Raw genomic sequence first — 16,249 nt, 5'->3', positions numbered from 1 at the left:
CCGGCACGGTTTCCCCGGTCGATCACCGGACAGCCTAAGCCGGTTCGAGGACCGCCACCGGGATCTCGCGCTCGATGCGGGCCGCGCAGGCCGCGTACGGGCGGTAGAGCCGCACGAGCCGGGCCCACAGCCGCTCGCGTTCCTCCCCCACGGCGACCCGCGGCCGCACGCGGCGCCGCACGCCACCGGGCACGCCGGGTGCGGATCGCTGCCGCCCGTGGACGCCACCACGACGAGGTTCGGGTCGTCGTCCAGGTAGATCAGCGGGTTGGTGCGCGGGGTGCCCGTCCGGCGGCCGACGTGGTCGAGCAGCAGGACGGGCGCGCCGCGGACGTTCCTCCGCTACGTCGCCTCGACGGAGGACGTCGCCGTCCCGGTGCTGGACCAGCAGGTCACCGAGGTGGCCCGGGCGCTGCAGGAGCGCCCGCCCGCGGAGTCGGCGCTCACGCGCTGCGCCGGGCCGTCGTCGACACCGTCCACGCGGGCGGCGCCGGGCCTGGCGTCCGCGCCCTGGTCCTGCGCAGCCCGGCCGTGCAGGCGGCATCCCCGCACCGGGGGGCGCAGCGCAGCCGCGAGCTCGCCGACCGGATGGGCGTCGACCCCGCCCGCGACGGACGGCCGCAGCCGGTGGCGACCATCGTGCTGTGCGCGCTCGAGACCGCGGTGCGCGAGTGGCGGGCCGGACCGGCCGGGCGCGGCGCTCGCGGACCTGCTCGGGGAGGCGTTCGACCTCCTGGCCTCCGGGCTGGACGGCCCGTCGACTACCCGACCGCGCTCCTGATCAGGTCGCGCACCGGGCCCGCGTCGATCCCGCGCTCCTCCAGCTCCCGGATGACGGCGTCGGCCACCTCGGCCGCGCCCTGCGCCGCGATCTCCGGGCCGGCCTGGGCGAGGTCGCTCTCGACGTTCTGCCGCAACACCGCGCCGCCGTACCAGAGCCCGAGCACGAGCGCGGCGACCGGCAGCAGCATCGACGCGGCCAGCCCGAGCCCGGCGAGCGTCTTGGGGCGGGCCACCACGAACGCGATCACGGCGAGCAGGAACACCACCAGCGCACCGAACAGCGCCGTGCCGAGGCCGACCACCTGGCCGCCGGCCCCGGCGAGCGCCTCGCCGGAGGTGAGGTGGACCGAGGCGAGGGCCTGGTACGTCAGGTAGTACAGCAGCGCCGAGACGGCCAGCGCCATGAGCAGCACCAGGCTGGAGAACACCTGGCCGCGCCTGCGCGGCCGCTCGGGGTAGTCCCGCTCGGCGTAGTCCCGATCGCGGTGGTCCGGCTCCGGGTAGTCGCCGTAGACGTCGTCGACGGGGCCGCCGCGTGGCACACCCGCGCGCACGGTCGGGATCGGAGTGGTGGGCTGGAACGCCGTCGGGTCGGGCGGCGGCGGGGGCGGGGCGGCTTGCCAGTGGCCCGACGGACGGGGAGCGGTCGGGTACGGCGCTGTCGGTCGATGACCCGCACCGGGACGTGGCGGGCCCCACTGCGTCGGCTCGCTCATCGGCGCACCTTCTCACGATCGGGCGATCGTCGCTCGCCTCGGCCGGATGCGATGCGTCACCGCACTCACCGCGGAAACACGTTCGCAGCATACGAGTAACAAACCGCGATGAGGATGACCTCATGCACCTGAGCCCCCAGGAGCGCGACAAGCTGCTCGTCCACGTCGCGGCCGACGTCGCGCGGGCCCGCAAGGCGCGCGGGCTGCGGATGAACTACCCCGAGGCGGTCGCGCTGATCACCGAGCACGTGCTGGAAGGCGCCCGCGACGGGCGCACGGTCAACGAGCTCATGTCGAGCGGACGAAAAGTGCTGAGCAGGGACGACGTGCTCGACGGCGTGGCGGAGATGCTCGACTCGGTGCAGGTCGAGGCCACCTTCCCGGACGGCACCAAGCTCGTCACCGTCCACAGCCCGATCGTCTGATGGCGGGCGCAGCGGCGGGCGGCCCCGGCGAGGTCATCCCGGGCGAGGGGGCGGTGCCCCTCAACCCCGGCCGGGACCGCATCACGATCACGGTCAGCAACGCGGCCGACCGGCCGGTGCAGGTCGGCTCGCACTTCCACTTCGCCGCGGTCAACCCCGGCCTCGAGTTCGACCGCGCGGCCGCGTGGGGCCGCCACCTCGACATCCCCGCCGGGACCTCCGTGCGGTTCGAACCGGGCGTGGAGCGGGAGGTCGTGCTGGTGCCGCTGGCCGGCGCCCGCCGGGTGCCCGGCCTGCGCCTCGAGTACTCGGGTGCGCTCGACGAGAGGGGACCCCGGTGACGTCCATCGAGCGCTCCCGCTACATCGACCTGTTCGGCCCCACGGTCGGCGACCGCATCCGGCTGGCCGACACCAACCTGCTGATCGAGGTCACCGAGGACCGCAGCCGCGGACCCGCGTCCGGCGACGAGGTGCTGTTCGGCGGCGGGAAGGTGATCCGCGAGTCGATGGGCCAGTCGACGCGCACGAGCGCGGAGGGCGCCCCCGACCTGGTGATCACCGGGGCGGTCGTCCTCGACCACTGGGGCGTGATCAAGGCCGATGTCGGCATCCGCGACGGCCGGATCGTCGGCATCGGCAAGGCGGGCAACCCCGACACCATGGACGGCGTCGACGAGGCGCTGGTCATCGGCCCGTCCACCGAGGTCATCGCCGGGAACGGCAAGATCCTCACCGCTGGGGGAATCGACTGCCACGTCCACTTCATCACCCCCGGCCTGGTCGACACCGCGCTCGCGGCGGGCCTCACCACGCTCGCCGGCGGCGGCACCGGCCCCGCCGAGGGCACCAAGGCCACCACGGTGACGCCCGGGCCGCGCGCCATCGGCCGGATGCTGCAGGCGCTCGACCACCTGCCCGTCAACGTGCTGCTGATGGGCAAGGGCAACACCACCAGCGCCGACGCGCTGTGGGAGCAGCTGCGGGCCGGCGCGGGCGGGTTCAAGCTGCACGAGGACTGGGGCACCACCCCGGCCGCCATCGACGCCTGCCTGCGCGTCGCCGACGACTCGGGCGTCCAGGTGGCGATCCACACCGACACGCTCAACGAGGCGGGCTTCCTCTCCTCCACCCTGGAGGCGATCGGCGGCCGCTCGATCAACGCCTTCCACACCGAGGGCGCGGGCGGCGGGCACGCCCCGGACATCATCGAGGTCGTCGCGCAGGCGAACGTGCTGCCGTCCTCGACCAACCCGACGCGCCCGCACACGGTGAACACGATCGACGAGCACCTCGACATGCTCATGGTCTGCCACCACCTCAACCCGGGCGTGCCCGAGGACCTCGCGTTCGCCGAGAGCCGGATCCGGCCCAGCACGATCGCGGCCGAGGACGTCCTGCACGACATGGGCGCGATCTCGATGATGAGCTCGGACTCGCAGGCCATGGGCCGCATCGGCGAGGTGATCGTGCGGACCTGGCAGACCGCGCACGTCATGAAGGCCGCGCGCGGCGCGCTGCCGGGGGACGGGCGGGCCGACAACCTGCGCGCCCGGCGCTACATCGCGAAGTACACGATCAACCCGGCGATCGCGCACGGCATGGCCGACGAGATCGGCTCGGTCGAGGTCGGCAAGCTCGCCGACCTGGTGCTGTGGGAGCCGAAGTTCTTCGGGGTCCGGCCGGAGCTGGTGCTCAAGGGCGGGTTCATCGCGTGGGCGCAGATGGGCGACGCCAACGCGTCGATCCCCACCCCGCAGCCGGTGGTGCCGCGCCCGATGTTCGGGGCCGCTCCGCTCGTCGCGGCGGAGACCAGCCGGAACTTCGTCGCCGCCGCCGCGCTCGACGCGGGGCTGGACCACCTGCGGCTCACCAAGCCCGCGGTCGCGGTCACGAACACCCGCTCGGTGGCCAAGGCCGACATGGTCGCCAACGACGCCACCCCGCAGGTCGAGGTCGACCCGGACTCGTTCGCCGTGCGCATCGACGGCGAGCTGGTCGAGCCGGCCCCGGTGTCCGAACTGCCGATGGCGCAGCGCTACTTCCTGTTCTGATGGCCTCGCTCGCCGCCCTCGCCCTCGCCGACGCCCGCTTCCCCGGCGGCGGGCACGTGCACTCCGGCGGGCTCGAGGAGGCGGTGGCGCGCGGCCTCGTCACCGGCGTCGCCGACCTCGGCGCGTTCCTCCACGGGCGGCTGCGGACGGCGGGCCTCGTGGCCGCGGCGTTCGCGGCGGCGGCCGTCGCGACGGCGCGCGGCCACGGGGCGCCGTGGCCGGCGCTGGACGCCGAGCTCGACGCCCGCACCCCGTCGGCCGCCCAGCGCGACGCCTCCCGCGCGCAGGGCCGGGCCGCGCTGCGCGCCGCGCGCGCCGCCTGGCCGTCCCCGGTGCTCGACGCGCTGGCGGCCGCGCACCCGCGACCGCACCACCCGCTGCTGGTCGGGGCCGTGGTCGGGATCGACGGCGGGGGGCCTGCGGACGCCGCGCAGTGCGCGGCCTACCTCGCCGTGAGCGGGCCCGCGTCGGCGGCGGTGCGGCTGCTCGGGTTGGACCCGTTCGCGGTCAACGCCGAGGTGGTCGCGCTGCGGCCCGCGCTCGACGCGGTGGTCGCCGAGGCCGTCGTGCAGCGCACGCCCGACCGGCTGCCCTCGCCCGGGGCACCGGTGCTCGACCTCATGGCCCAGGCCCACGTCCACCACCACGGAGAGCAGGTGCGTCTCTTTGTCAGCTAGTCACGGCCACGGTCACGGCCACCTGATCAGCTTCGACCCCACCGAATCCGAGCCCGATCGGCACGCCCCCAGCGCGCCGCGGGGCCGCGCGGTGCGCATCGGCGTCGGCGGCCCGGTCGGCAGCGGCAAGACGGCGCTGGTCGCGGCGCTGGCCCGCAGCCTGGGCGACCGGTTCGACCTCGCCGTGGTGACCAACGACATCTACACCACCGAGGACGCCGACTTCCTGCGCCGCAACGCGGTGCTTCCCCCCGAGCGGATCGAGGCGGTGCAGACGGGCTGCTGCCCGCACACGGCGATCCGCGACGACATCACCGCGAACCTCGACGCGATCGAGCTGCTCGAGGAGCGGTTCCCCGGCCTCGACCTGGTGCTCGTCGAGAGCGGCGGCGACAACCTCACCGCGGTGTTCAGCCGCGGGCTCGTGGACCGGCAGATCTTCGTCGTGGACGTGGCCGGCGGCGACAAGGTGCCGCGCAAGGGCGGCCCCGGCGTCACCACCGCCGACCTGCTCGTCATCAACAAGATCGACCTCGCCCCGCTCGTCGGCGCGGACCTGGAGGTCATGACCGCCGACGCGCACCGGATGCGCGGGGAGCTGCCGGTGATCGCGCAGTCGCTGGTCGGCGACCCGGCCGCGACCGACGTCGCGGCGTGGGTGATCTCGCAGGTCGCGTCGGTACGCGCGGCAGCCTGATGCGGGCGACGGCCCGCGTCGTCGTCGAGCGGGGTGCGGACGGGCGCAGCGTCGTTCGGGAGCTGCGTTCGCAGGCGCCGCTGGCGTTGCTGCCGCAGCGGGGTGCCGCGGCCACCGCCTCCCCCGTCGCCACCGTGCACCTGGTCGGGTCGGCGACCAGCCCGCTCGGCGGCGACGACGTCCTCCTCGACGTCGAGGTGGGGCCGGGCGCCGACCTCGTGCTGACCGGGGTGGCCGCGACCCTCGCCCTGCCCGGCCAGGCGGGCAGGCCGAGCCGCCTCGTGGTCCGGCTCACGGTCGGCGACGGTGGCGGCCTGCAGTTCCTCCCCGAACCCACGGTCGTGACGCAGCGGGCCGACCACCGCGGCGAGCTGCACGCCGAGCTGGGCGAGGGCGCGCGCCTGCGGTGCCGGGAGGTGCTGGTGGCGGGCCGCAGCGGGGAGCCGTCCGGGCGGTTCCACGGGCTCGTGCGCGTGACGGACGGGGCGCGCCCGCTGCTCGTGCAGGAGCAGGAGCTCGGCGACCACGGGCTCATGGCGTCGGCGGCGCACCTGGCCGGGCGCCGCGTGCTGGGCACGGAGGTGCTCGTGTGGGGCGAGGACCCCGCCGCGGCGGTGGCGGGCGAGTGGTGGTCGCTCACCCCGCTGGCCGGGCGCGGCGGCCTGGCCACCGCGGTCGGCGACGACGCGATCTCCACGCAACGGGCGCTCGCCGAGGCCGTCGCCGCCCACCCGGGCTGGTCGGCCGGGGTGCTCGGCTCGACCGCGGCCGTACGGTGAAGCGATGACCGGTCACGGGTCTCGGCGCCGGGCACCCGACGACACCCGGCGCGGCGCGGCGGACGCGGACGTCACGGCGGCGTTCGTCGCCGAGCTCGCGCGCTCCCGCCGCACGGGCGCGCCGGAGGCGGTGCTCGACGAGCTGCGCCGGGTGATCCTCGCCGGCGACGCCCCTCCCGGGCTCGCCATCCCCTGCGACGAGGTCGCCGCGCTGTTCGAGGTCAGCGTGATCCCGGTGCGGGAGGCGCTCAAGACGCTGGTCGGCGAGGGCCTGGTGGAGCACCGCCGGCGCGGCGGCTACACGGTGGCCCGCCTGACCCCCGCCGAGCTCGACGAGCTGTACGTCGTGCGCGGGGTGCTGGAGCAGGCGGCGCTGGCCGCGGCGGTCGAGAAGGCGGGGCCGGACGACCACGCACGGGCCGTGGCCGCCCACGCCGAGCTGGCCGCCGCGATCGAGGACGGCGACGGGCGGCGCTACAACCGGGAGAGCCGCCGGTTCCACCTCGCGCTCGTCGCCCCGGCCGGCATGCACCGGCTGCAGGCGATGCTCGAGTCGGCGTGGAACCTCACCGAGCCCTACCAGCCGATGGCGCACACGCCGCTCGCGGAACGGCGCGCCCTGCACGCCGAGCACGAGCAGATGCTGGCCGCCTTCGTGGTCGGCGACGCCGAGGCGCTGCGCGAGCGGGCCGCGGCCCACCACGCGCACCTGCGCCGCACGGTCTCCGCCCACACCACCGGGGCAGACGCCGAGCCGGGGCTCGGCTAGGGGTTGGCGGCCCGGCTCGCCGAGATCCGGTCCACCAGCTCGACCACCGCGCGCGTGCCGTCCTCGTCCGCGAGCCGCCGGGCCATCGCCTGCGCGGCGTCGCGGTAGCGCGGCTGCAGCACCTCGCGCACCGCTGCGGCCAGGCGCTCCCCGCTCAACCGGCGGAACGGGATCACCGCGGGCGCGCACCCCAGCTCGACGAGCCGCTTCGACCACAGCGGCTGGTCGGCGAACACCGGGGTGGGCACGGACGGCACGCCCGCCCGCAGCGTCGAACCGGTGGTGCCCGCCCCCGCGTGGTGCACGACCGCGGCCACCCGCGGCAGCAGCCACTCGTGCGGGGCGTCCCCGATCGCGATGACGTCGGGGCCGAGGTCGGGACCGTCGGCCCCGAGCCCCGCGCGGCCGGCCTGGAGGATCCCCCGGACGCCGGCCGCGCGCAGCGCCGCCAGGACGAGCGGCAGCAGCCGGGCGCCGTGGCCACCGGCCATGCTGCCGAAGCCGACCAGGACCGGGGGCGGGCCCGCGGCGAGGAAGTCGACGAGCCGGCCGGGCGGCTCCCACGGCACCGGGGCGGGCCACCAGTAGCCGACCACCTCGAGCCCGGGACGCCAGTCGGCGGGGCGGGGCAGCACCGCGGGGCTGTAGCCGTGCAGGATCGGCCACCCCTCGCGGGCCTGGCGCGCGGCGGTGGCGCCCGCGGAGCGGCGCGGCAGCCCCAGGTCCCGGCGCAGCCGCGCCGTCGCCCGGTGGAACGGGATCATGCTGCGCAGGCCGACCTCGCCGAGCAGCCGGTTGCCTCGGGGCCCCCACGACCGCGCGGAGTGCAGCACGATCGGCGGGAACGCGCTGGTCGGCGTCATGGGCTGGCTGAACAGGCCCGCGCTGGGGATGCCGAGCGCCTCGGCGATGTCGTAGCCGAACGGGGCCGACCCGTTCACCAGCAGCAGGTCGGCGTCGGCCGCCGCCTCGAGCGTCGCCCGCGCCGCGCCGTACAGCAGCTCGGTCAGGCGCGGCACCCGGCCCGCCTGGTAGGCGGGGGTGGACCGCTCGGGCAGGTCGAGCAGGACCCCGAGGTCGCCCGGCATCGGGTGGGCCCGCAGGCCGGCCCCGGTGACCAGCGGTGCGTACGACGGGTGCGCCGCGATCGTGACGGTGTGCCCGGCCTGTCGCAGGGCGGTGCCCACACCCGTGAACGGGACGACGTCGCCGCGGGACCCGACGGCGCAGATGAGGACGCGCACTCCGCTGCTTTCGAGGTGGGGAGACTCCGTGCGCCGACCCCATCGGCGGGCACGGCGCACTAGGTTGCGGACGTGGCCCCTGCACGCATCCTCGTCGTCAACCCCAACACCACCGCGTCGATGACCGCCACCATCGAGGCCTGCGCGGCGGCCGCCGCCGGCCCCGGCACCACGGTCAGGGCGGTGACGCCGTCGATGGGCCCGGCCTCGATCGAGAGCCACTACGACGAGGCGCTCGCCGTGCCCGGCCTGCTCGCCGAGATCGCCCGGGCGGAGCAGGAGGGGTCCGCCGACGGCTACGTGATCGCCTGCTTCGGCGACCCCGGCCTCGACGCCGCGCGCGAGCTGGCCCGCGGCCCGGTGGTCGGCATCGCCGAGGCCGCCATGCGCACCGCCGCCTACCTCGGCCGCGGGTTCAGCGTCGTCACCACGCTCGACCGCACCCGGGGCCGCGCGGAGGACCTCGCGACGCACTACGGTCTCGCCCGGTTCTGCCGCCGCGTGCGGGCCTGCGAGATCGGCGTGCTCGAACTCGAGGAGCCGGGCGCCCGGGAGGCCGTGCTGGCCGAGTGCAGGCGCGCCGTGGCCGAGGACGGCTCCGACGCCATCGTGCTGGGCTGCGCCGGCATGGCGGAGCTGTGCAGGGAGATCAGCGCGGAGATCGGCGTGCCGGTCGTGGACGGGGTGGCGGCCGCGACCCGGACCGTGGAGATGCTGGTGGCGCTGGGGCTGCGCACCGGGGACCGTGGCGAGTTCGCCCGCCCGCCCGCCAAGCCCTACACCGGCCTGCTGCGCGATTTCCAGGTGTCTCCGCCAATTATAAGTTGAGTTTTGTTTCCTCCAGCGCAATACGACGTGAAAAATCTCGGTGAGGCCCGCTGACGCGCCGGTACGTCGCCTAGCGTCCGACTGCGGCCGATGTCGAGACCACTGCTGCGGGAGGCGCGATGACCGATTCCCTCACCCACTCCGACGCGGACGTGCGCCCTCCCTACGACGACCGGCTCACCAATGAGGACCTCGCCCCGCTGCGCCACCAGCGCTGGGGCTCGTACAACTTCTTCGCGTTCTGGATGTCCGACGTGCACAGCGTCGGCGGCTACGTCACCGCGGGCAGCCTGTTCGCGCTCGGGCTCGCCGCGTGGCAGGTGCTCGTGGCCCTCTTGATCGGGATCTCCATCGTCTACGTGCTGTGCAACCTCGTGGCGCGGCCCAGCCAGGCCACCGGCACCCCGTACCCGGTGATCTCCCGGGTGGCGTTCGGCGTGCTGGGCGCGAACATCCCGGCGATCATCCGCGGGCTCATCGCCGTGGCCTGGTACGGCATCCAGACCTACCTCGCGTCGGCGTCGCTGGTCGTGGTCGCGCTCAAGCTGTGGCCGGGGCTCGCGCCGTACGCCGAGGCCGAGGCGTACGGGTTCGCCGGGCTCTCCCTGCTCGGTTGGGCCGCGTTCCTCGCGATGTGGGTGCTGCAGGCGGCGGTCTTCTGGAACGGCATGGAGGCGATCCGCAAGTTCATCGACTTCTGCGGCCCCGCCGTCTACGTGGTGATGTTCCTGCTCGCCGGCTACCTCGTGGCCGAGGCGGGCTGGGGCGCCATCGACCTGAACCTGGTCGACGTCACCATCACCGGGTGGGCCGCGCTCCCGGTGATGCTCACCGCGATCGCGCTGGTGGTGTCCTACTTCTCGGGCCCGATGCTCAACTACGGCGACTTCGCCCGCTACGGGCGCACCTTCGCCGCCGTCAAGCGCGGCAACTTCCTCGGGCTCCCGATCAACTTCCTGGCCTTCGCCCTGCTCACCGTCATCACGACGGCCGCGACGCTGCCGGTGTTCGGCGAGCTGATCACCGACCCGGTCGAGACGGTGGCGCGCCTGGACAACACCTACGCCGTGGTGCTCGGCGCGCTGACGTTCATGATCGCGACGATCGGCATCAACATCGTCGCCAACTTCGTCTCGCCCGCGTTCGACTTCTCCAACGTCGCGCCGCAGCGGGTCAGCTGGCGGGCAGGCGGCATGATCGCGGCCGTCGGCTCGGTCCTGATCACCCCGTGGAACCTCTACTCCAGCCCGGAGGTCATCCACTACACGCTCGACACGCTCGGCGCCTTCATCGGTCCGCTCTACGGCGTGCTCATCGCCGACTACTACCTGGTGAAGAAGCGCCAGGTCGTGGTGGACGACCTGTACACGCTCAGCCCGGACGGCACCTACCACTACCGGAAGGGCTACAACCCGCTGGCGATCGCGGCCACCGCGGTCGGCGCGACCGTGGCCATGCTCGTGGTGCTGATCGGCTCGGCCGACGCGGCCGCGTTCAGCTGGTTCATCGGCGCCGGGCTCGCGTTCGCCGGCTACCTCGCGCTGTCCCGGCTGAAGGGGCGCTAGGCGGCCGGCCGCTCGTGGTAGGTGTCGACGTACTCCTGGTGCGACAGCCGGGCGATCGCGTCCATCACCTCGTCGGTGACGGCGCGGCGGATGGCGCTCGAGCCCTCCAGGCCCTCGTACCGGCTGAAGTCGAGCGGCTGCCCGTAGCGGACGACCACCCGGTACGGGCGGGGGATCAGCTTGCCCACCGGCTGCACCCGCTCGGTGCCGATCAGCCCGACCGGCACGACCGGGGCGCCGGTGGAGAGCGCGAGGCTCGCCACCCCGGTGTGCCCGCGGTGCAGCTTGCCGTCACGTGACCGCGTGCCCTCCGGGTAGATCGCGAACGCGCCCCCGGCGTCGAGGACCTTGCGCGCGGCGTGCAGTGCGGCGAGGCCCGCCTTCGCGTTCGCGCGGTCGACGGGCACGTAGCCCAGCGCCGACAGGAACGCCGCCAGCGCGCGGCCGCGCAGGCCCTTGCCGGTGAAGTACTCCGCCTTGCCGAGGAAGGAGACGGGGCGACCCGCCGTCAGCGCGATCACGGCGGTGTCGATGGCGGCCCTGTGGTTGGCCGCCAGGATCACGGGCCCCTCGCGCGGCACGAACTCCGCACCGTGCACGACCGGGCGGTAGATCAACCGGGCGAGCGGGGCGAGGAACCAGCGCACCAGCACATGCACGCGCCGAGAACGTCGATCGCGGCCCGCTGGTTCCCGATCGCACCGACCCGCCCGTACGACCACCCGGACGGACGCATCGGAGCCGGTCGGCTCAGCCCCCGTTCCCCTCACCGTTCCCCTCGCCGCGCATCGCGGCCAGGGCCTCCGACCGGGACATCCCGGTGGCCTGCAGCAGGTCGAGGGCGATCGAGCGCGCCTGCGCCACGATGACCGCCTCGGACGGCCCGGGCGTGACCGTGCGGGCCAGCGCCCGCGCGTGGCGCACGACATCGAGCACCGGTTCGCGGGCCAGCTCCCGGTTCCCGTCGCGGCCCAGCTGCGCGGTGAGGATGCGCACCGCGCCCGCCAGCTCGCTCAGCACGTCCGCGAGCTGGGACGCAGCGGGCTCGTCGTCGCAGAGCGCCGTGTAGGTGCGGCGCACCAGCACCCGCGCGTTGCGCATCGCGTAGTCGGCGCGCTCGGCGAGCTCGGCGAACCGGGCGAGCTCGCGGCGGCGAGGGCGCAGCAGCGGGGAGAACCGGGTGACCTCGTGGCCGCCCCGCAGCGCGCCGCGCAGCTCGTCGATCAGCGGCTGGCTGGCCCGCGCCCTGGCCAGGGCCGCGGAGGCGGCGGCGGGGTCGCGTTTCCGCATGGCCTCCGCGGTGCGGACGAGCACGGCCGCGAGCTCGTCGAGCAGCGCGCGGGCCTGCCGCCGCACCGGGCCGACCGGGTCGGCGGGCAGCACCGCCGCGACGAGCAGGCCGACCGTCCCGCCGACCAGCGCGTCGATGCAGCGGTCGAACCCGCCGGCCCCGCCCGGTGGCAGGAGCGTGGCCACGAGCACCGCGGACGCCCCGGCCTGCGCGACCAGCAGCGTCGCCCCGTCGGTGAACACGGCCACGGCCATGGCCAGCGCGACGACGAGCGTGATCTGCCACGCCCCGCTGCCGATGACCGAGATCAGCAGGTCGCCCACGAGCACGCCGAGGCTCACGCCGACGACCAGCTCGGCCACCCGGCGCAACCTGCTGCCCAGCGACACGCCGAGGCTGATCACCGCGGCGATCGGGGCGAAGAACGGGGCGACGTGCCCGACCACGTCGTTCGCCACGAACCACGCGACGCCCGCGGCCACGGCGCACTGCGCGATCGGCAGCGCCGACACCTGCAACCTGCGGGTCCCGGCCACGAGCCGGCGGCGCACCCCGATCGCCGAGGGCATCGCCTCAGCCGAGGCCGAGCGCGGTGGCCGCCTCCGGGTCGGAGTCGGCGAGGAAGACCCGGCAGCGCTCCGCCTCGTCGGTCTCCCCGATGGCCGCGGCGGCCTTCTGGAGGGCGCCCAGCGCCCGCAGGAACCCGCGGTTGGGCTCGTGCGACCACGGCACCGGGCCGCTGCCCTTCCAGCCGGAGCGGCGCAGCTGGTCGAGCCCGCGGTGGTAGCCGGTGCGGGCGTAGGCGTACCCGACGATCGTCTCGCCGCGGGCGAGCGCCTCCTCGGCGAGCACGGCCCAGGCGAGGCTCGACGCCGGGTGGGCCGCGGCCACCTCGGGGGCGGGCGTGCCCCGGTCGAGCTCGGCGGCGGCCGGGTCGACCGGGAGCAGCGTGGGCTCGGGCTCGAGCAGGTTGCGGTGGACGGTCATCGAAGGGTGGTGCCCGTCGACTTGAGGTGCTCGCAGGCCAGCTTCACCCGCTCGGCCATGGAGGCCTCGGCGAGCTTCATGTACGAGCGCGGGTCGTAGGCCTTCTTGTTGCCGACCTCGCCGTCGACCTTCAGCACGCCGTCGTAGTTGGTGAACATGTGGCCCGCGATCGGGCGCGTGAACGCGTACTGGGTGTCGGTGTCGATGTTCATCTTCACCACCCCGTAGCTCACGGCCTCGTGGATCTCCTCGAGCAGCGAGCCGGACCCGCCGTGGAAGACCAGGTCGAGCGGCTTCGACCCCTCGGGCAGCCCCAGCTTCGCCGCGGCCACCTGCTGGCCGGTCTTGAGGATCTCCGGGCGGAGCTTCACGTTGCCCGGCTTGTAGACGCCGTGCACGTTGCCGAAGGTGGCCGCGAGCAGGTAGCGGCCCTTCTCGCCACCGCCGAGCGCCTCGACCGTGGCCTCGTAGTCGCCGGGGGCGGTGTAGAGCTTCTCGTTGATGTCGTTGGCGATGCCGTCCTCCTCACCGCCGACGACGCCGATCTCGACCTCGAGGATGATCTTCGCCTTGACCGCGCTGTCGAGCAGCTCGGCGGCGATCCGCAGGTTCTCGTGCAGCTCGGTGGCCGACCCGTCCCACATGTGCGACTGGAACAGCGGGTTCTCGCCCCGGTCGACCCGCTCCTGGCTGATGGCGATCAGGGGGCGGACGTAGGTGTCGAGCTTGTCCTTGGGGCAGTGGTCGGTGTGCAGCGCGACGTGGATCGGGTACTTCTTCGCGACGACGTGCGCGAACTCGGCCAGCGCGACGGCGCCGGTGACCATGTCCTTGACCTTGCCACCGGAGAGGAACTCCGCGCCCCCGGTGGAGATCTGGATGATGCCGTCGCTCTCCGCCTCGGCGAAGCCGCGCAGCGCGGCGTTCAGGGTCTCCGAGCTCGTGACGTTGATGGCCGGGTACGCGTACTCGCCGCTCTTGGCCTTGTCCAGCATCTCGTTGTAGATCTCGGGGGTGGCGATCGGCACGGCTGACCCTCCTCGACTCGCGGCTTTCGCCAGCAGTATCCCGCACGGCCCGCTCGACGTCCGTCCCGGCGGTGACGACTAGGCTCTACGGGGTGCTGCGGGATGGCGGGGGAAACGCCGTCGAGGCCACGCTGTCGCGCCTGCGACGCCTCGACGCGCGGCCGGAGCATGCCCATCGGCCCGGCGCGCCGCTCACGATCTCCGATCTCTACCGCGACCACCGCATGCGGATGGTCCGCCTGGCCCTGCTGCTCGTCGACGACCCGAGCACCGCGGAGGACGTGGTGCAGGAGGCGTTCGCCGGGCTGCACCGCAACTGGTCCAGCCTGCGCGACGAGGCGGCCGCGGTCGGCTACCTGCGCACGGCGGTGGTGAACGGCTCGCGCTCGGTGCTGCGGCGCAGGCGCACCGCGCGCGACTACGTGCCCCCGCACCAGGTCAACGCCCGCTCGGCCGAGTCGCTCGCGATGCTGTCCGCCGAGCACCAGGCCGTGGTCGACGCGCTCGCCACCCTGCCGCCCCGGCAGCGCGAGGTCCTGGTGCTGCGCTACTACGGCGGGCTCTCCGAGGCCGAGATCGCCGAGGCCACCGGCATCAGCCGCGGCACCGTCAAGTCGACCGCCAGCCGCGCGCTGGACGCCGTCGCCCGGGTCATGGGTTCGCGCACCTGACGCCGGTACGGCACGATGGTCGCGTGACCGCGACCGACGAGTCCGAACGGCGGCTCGCCGAAGCGCTCCAGGCCAGGGCGAGCGGCGCAGCCGGCCGGAGCGCCGTGCGGCCTGCGCCCCGCGCGCCGGTGCGGCCCCGCGCGAGCGCGCGGGGTGCCCTCGTGCTCGCCCTGCTCGGGGGCGTCGCGCTGGGCACGCTGCTCGCGCTGGTGTCCCTCCTGGCCCCGGGAGTGCTGCCCCCGCTCGGGTGACCGGTACCGTCTGCTGGCGTGACGCTCGCACTCGGCCCCGAGTGGCTGCAGCCCGACACGATCATCTCGTGGCTCGGGCCGTGGGCGCTCGTCGGACTCGCCCTGATCATCTTCGCCGAGTGCGGCCTGCTGCTCGGCTTCTTCCTGCCCGGTGACTCGCTGCTGTTCACCGCGGGCCTGTTCGTCGCGCGCGGCGCGATCGACACCCCGCTCTGGCTGGTGTGCGCCATCCTCGTGGTGGCGGCCTTCGTCGGGAACGCCACCGGGTACTGGGTCGGCTACGTGGCGGGGCCGGCGATCTTCGACAAGCCGCAGTCGCGGCTGTTCAAGCCCGCGCACGTCGCGAAGACCAAGGCGTTCTTCGACAAGTACGGCAACCGCGCCATCGTGCTCGCCCGCTTCGTTCCGATCGTGCGCACGTTCATCACGGTGATGGCGGGCGTGGGGCGGATGGACCCGCGCCGCTACTTCACCTACTCGCTCATCGGCGGCGTCGCGTGGGCGGCGGGCGTGACCGCCCTCGGGTTCTGGCTCGGCCAGTTCGACTTCGTGCGCGAGAACATCGAGCTGATCCTCATCCTCATCGTCGCGATCTCGGTGCTGCCGATCGTCGTCGAGCTCGTGCGCGCGCGGCGCAGGCCGGGCAGGCAGGCGGCGTAACGCCGCGCGAGCGGGCCGCGAGGCTCCTTCGAGCCCCTACCCTGGAGTCCCGTGACCGCCGTCGCACCGCTGCTCGCCCTGGCCGGGCCGTTCGACCAGGCCGGGCCGGTCACGGTGTGGACCGTCGTCCTCGCCTTCGTCTTCCTGGAGTGCGCGTTCATCATCGGGATGTTCCTGCCCGGTGACTCCCTCCTGCTGGCCGCGGGCGTGGTGCTCGCCCACGGCGCGCACGAGGCAAGCGCATGGACCCTCGGGTTCGTCGCCGCCGGGGTCGCGGTCGCGGGCAACCAGGTGGGGTACCTGGTCGGCCGCTTCGCGGGCACCCGCATGCTCGCCCGGCGGGAGGGCCGCATCCTCAACCGCGCCAACCTCGAACGGGCCGCCGCGTTCTTCGACCGCTGGGGCTTCTGGGCGATCGTGGTGGCCCGCTGGCTGCCCTGGGTGCGCACGCTCGCACCGATGATCGCGGGCGCCGCCCGCATGGACAACCGCCGCTACATCGTGGCCAACGCCGTCGGCGCGCTGATGTGGGTGCCCACCCTGATCATGCTCGGCTACTACGGCGCCGGCCTGCTCGAGACGTTCCCGTGGCTCAAGGAGGCGGCCACGATCCTCGCCGTCGGGTTCTTCGTCGTCGGCAGCGGCTTCGGCGTCTACCGCTACGTGCAGGACGTGCGCAAGCCGGTGGACGAGACCGCCGCCCACCCCGAGGACGAGCGCGAGGACCTGCGCGACGCGGCCTGACCCGTCGGCGAGTCGCGCCCTGGATGCGCGCGAGTCGCGGTCCCGGCGCACGCGAGTCGCGCTGTCGGTGCCGGCGAGTCG

General features: G+C 74.4%; 20 protein-coding genes and 1 pseudogene. 13 read left to right on the top strand and 8 right to left on the bottom strand.

Going from position 1 to position 16,249, the window contains the following annotated elements; genetic code table 11:
• Window positions 1-34: 34 nt before the first annotated feature.
• The 3 genes and pseudogenes from VKZ81_RS25315 to VKZ81_RS25305 form a co-directional block, all read right to left on the bottom strand.
• Complete coding sequence (locus VKZ81_RS25315) at window positions 35-193, bottom strand: nitroreductase/quinone reductase family protein (protein ID WP_324244178.1); 159 nt, start codon at window positions 191-193, stop codon at window positions 35-37.
• A 62-nt stretch (window positions 194-255) separates the two neighbouring features.
• Window positions 256-312: pseudogene (locus VKZ81_RS25310) on the bottom strand (hypothetical protein); the annotation flags it as partial.
• Window positions 313-761: 449 nt separating this feature from the next.
• Window positions 762-1,337 carry a hypothetical protein gene (locus VKZ81_RS25305; RefSeq protein WP_324244177.1) on the bottom strand — a complete coding sequence of 192 codons (576 nt, stop codon included), beginning with the start codon at window positions 1,335-1,337 and terminating at the stop codon, window positions 762-764.
• 284 nt (window positions 1,338-1,621) lie between these two features.
• Here VKZ81_RS25305 and VKZ81_RS25300 point away from each other — a divergent pair, with 284 nt between their 5' ends.
• The 7 genes from VKZ81_RS25300 to VKZ81_RS25270 are packed head-to-tail and all read left to right on the top strand — an operon-like array spanning window position 1,622 to window position 6,899.
• Window positions 1,622-1,924, top strand: coding sequence for an urease subunit gamma (locus tag VKZ81_RS25300; RefSeq protein ID WP_324244176.1), 303 nt, complete (start codon window positions 1,622-1,624; stop codon window positions 1,922-1,924).
• Window positions 1,924-2,265, top strand: coding sequence for an urease subunit beta (locus VKZ81_RS25295; protein WP_324244175.1), 342 nt, complete (start codon window positions 1,924-1,926; stop codon window positions 2,263-2,265). The genes VKZ81_RS25300 and VKZ81_RS25295 overlap by 1 nt, the downstream gene beginning before the upstream one ends.
• Window positions 2,262-3,977: an urease subunit alpha gene (locus VKZ81_RS25290; RefSeq protein WP_324244174.1), complete on the top strand. Its 1,716-nt coding sequence runs from the start codon at window positions 2,262-2,264 to the stop codon at window positions 3,975-3,977. The genes VKZ81_RS25295 and VKZ81_RS25290 overlap by 4 nt, the downstream gene beginning before the upstream one ends.
• Window positions 3,977-4,654, top strand: coding sequence for an urease accessory protein UreF (locus tag VKZ81_RS25285; protein ID WP_324244173.1), 678 nt, complete (start codon window positions 3,977-3,979; stop codon window positions 4,652-4,654). Before VKZ81_RS25290 ends, VKZ81_RS25285 begins: the two co-directional genes overlap by 1 nt.
• The gene (gene ureG / locus VKZ81_RS25280; protein ID WP_324244172.1) at window positions 4,644-5,351 is read left to right on the top strand and encodes an urease accessory protein UreG; all 708 of its coding nucleotides are present in this window, start codon (window positions 4,644-4,646) and stop codon (window positions 5,349-5,351) included. The genes VKZ81_RS25285 and ureG overlap by 11 nt, the downstream gene beginning before the upstream one ends.
• Window positions 5,351-6,130, top strand: a complete 780-nt coding sequence (locus VKZ81_RS25275) for an urease accessory protein UreD (protein WP_324244353.1) — start codon at window positions 5,351-5,353, stop codon at window positions 6,128-6,130. The genes ureG and VKZ81_RS25275 overlap by 1 nt, the downstream gene beginning before the upstream one ends.
• A 4-nt stretch (window positions 6,131-6,134) precedes the next feature.
• Entirely contained in the window at window positions 6,135-6,899 is a 765-nt protein-coding gene (locus VKZ81_RS25270) for a GntR family transcriptional regulator (protein WP_324244171.1), read from the top strand.
• Here the strand turns inward: VKZ81_RS25270 and VKZ81_RS25265 are convergent.
• Window positions 6,896-8,143 carry a glycosyltransferase gene (locus VKZ81_RS25265; protein ID WP_324244170.1) on the bottom strand — a complete coding sequence of 416 codons (1,248 nt, stop codon included), beginning with the start codon at window positions 8,141-8,143 and terminating at the stop codon, window positions 6,896-6,898. The two genes, VKZ81_RS25270 and VKZ81_RS25265, sit on opposite strands and share 4 nt — an antisense overlap.
• Window positions 8,144-8,215: 72 nt before the next feature.
• Between VKZ81_RS25265 and VKZ81_RS25260 the strand changes: the two genes are divergently transcribed.
• Both VKZ81_RS25260 and VKZ81_RS25255 read left to right on the top strand, forming a co-directional pair.
• Entirely contained in the window at window positions 8,216-8,971 is a 756-nt protein-coding gene (locus tag VKZ81_RS25260; RefSeq protein WP_324244169.1) for an aspartate/glutamate racemase family protein, read from the top strand.
• 119 nt (window positions 8,972-9,090) lie between these two features.
• Window positions 9,091-10,536 (top strand): NCS1 family nucleobase:cation symporter-1, encoded by a 1,446-nt coding sequence (locus VKZ81_RS25255; protein ID WP_324244168.1) that lies wholly within the window; start codon window positions 9,091-9,093, stop codon window positions 10,534-10,536.
• Here VKZ81_RS25255 and VKZ81_RS25250 read toward each other — a convergent pair.
• From VKZ81_RS25250 to fbaA, 4 genes are all read right to left on the bottom strand, one after another.
• Window positions 10,533-11,195 carry a lysophospholipid acyltransferase family protein gene (locus VKZ81_RS25250; protein WP_324244167.1) on the bottom strand — a complete coding sequence of 221 codons (663 nt, stop codon included), beginning with the start codon at window positions 11,193-11,195 and terminating at the stop codon, window positions 10,533-10,535. The genes VKZ81_RS25255 and VKZ81_RS25250 overlap by 4 nt on opposite strands.
• A 91-nt stretch (window positions 11,196-11,286) precedes the next feature.
• Window positions 11,287-12,396 (bottom strand): FUSC family protein, encoded by a 1,110-nt coding sequence (locus VKZ81_RS25245; protein ID WP_324244166.1) that lies wholly within the window; start codon window positions 12,394-12,396, stop codon window positions 11,287-11,289.
• A gap of 4 nt (window positions 12,397-12,400) precedes the next feature.
• Window positions 12,401-12,814 carry a DUF3151 domain-containing protein gene (locus VKZ81_RS25240; protein ID WP_324244165.1) on the bottom strand — a complete coding sequence of 138 codons (414 nt, stop codon included), beginning with the start codon at window positions 12,812-12,814 and terminating at the stop codon, window positions 12,401-12,403.
• Window positions 12,811-13,842 (bottom strand): class II fructose-bisphosphate aldolase, encoded by a 1,032-nt coding sequence (gene fbaA / locus VKZ81_RS25235; protein WP_324244164.1) that lies wholly within the window; start codon window positions 13,840-13,842, stop codon window positions 12,811-12,813. Before fbaA ends, VKZ81_RS25240 begins: the two co-directional genes overlap by 4 nt.
• Before the next feature lie 71 nt (window positions 13,843-13,913).
• Here fbaA and VKZ81_RS25230 point away from each other — a divergent pair, with 71 nt between their 5' ends.
• The 4 genes from VKZ81_RS25230 to VKZ81_RS25215 are packed head-to-tail and all read left to right on the top strand — an operon-like array spanning window position 13,914 to window position 16,168.
• On the top strand, window positions 13,914-14,513 hold the full coding sequence (locus VKZ81_RS25230) for a SigE family RNA polymerase sigma factor (protein WP_324244163.1): 600 nt from the start codon (window positions 13,914-13,916) through the stop codon (window positions 14,511-14,513).
• Between the two features lie 23 nt (window positions 14,514-14,536).
• A complete protein-coding gene (locus VKZ81_RS25225) occupies window positions 14,537-14,764 on the top strand; it encodes a hypothetical protein (RefSeq protein ID WP_324244162.1) in 228 nt (75 codons plus the stop codon).
• A gap of 18 nt (window positions 14,765-14,782) precedes the next feature.
• On the top strand, window positions 14,783-15,424 hold the full coding sequence (locus VKZ81_RS25220) for a DedA family protein (RefSeq protein WP_324244161.1): 642 nt from the start codon (window positions 14,783-14,785) through the stop codon (window positions 15,422-15,424).
• Between the two features lie 51 nt (window positions 15,425-15,475).
• Window positions 15,476-16,168, top strand: coding sequence for a DedA family protein (locus VKZ81_RS25215; RefSeq protein ID WP_324244160.1), 693 nt, complete (start codon window positions 15,476-15,478; stop codon window positions 16,166-16,168).
• Window positions 16,169-16,249 lie beyond the last annotated feature (81 nt).

This window comes from Pseudonocardia sp. (assembly GCF_035305885.1).
GTDB lineage: Bacteria > Actinomycetota > Actinomycetes > Mycobacteriales > Pseudonocardiaceae > Pseudonocardia.
This window is presented reverse-complemented; position numbering and strand designations above follow the sequence as displayed.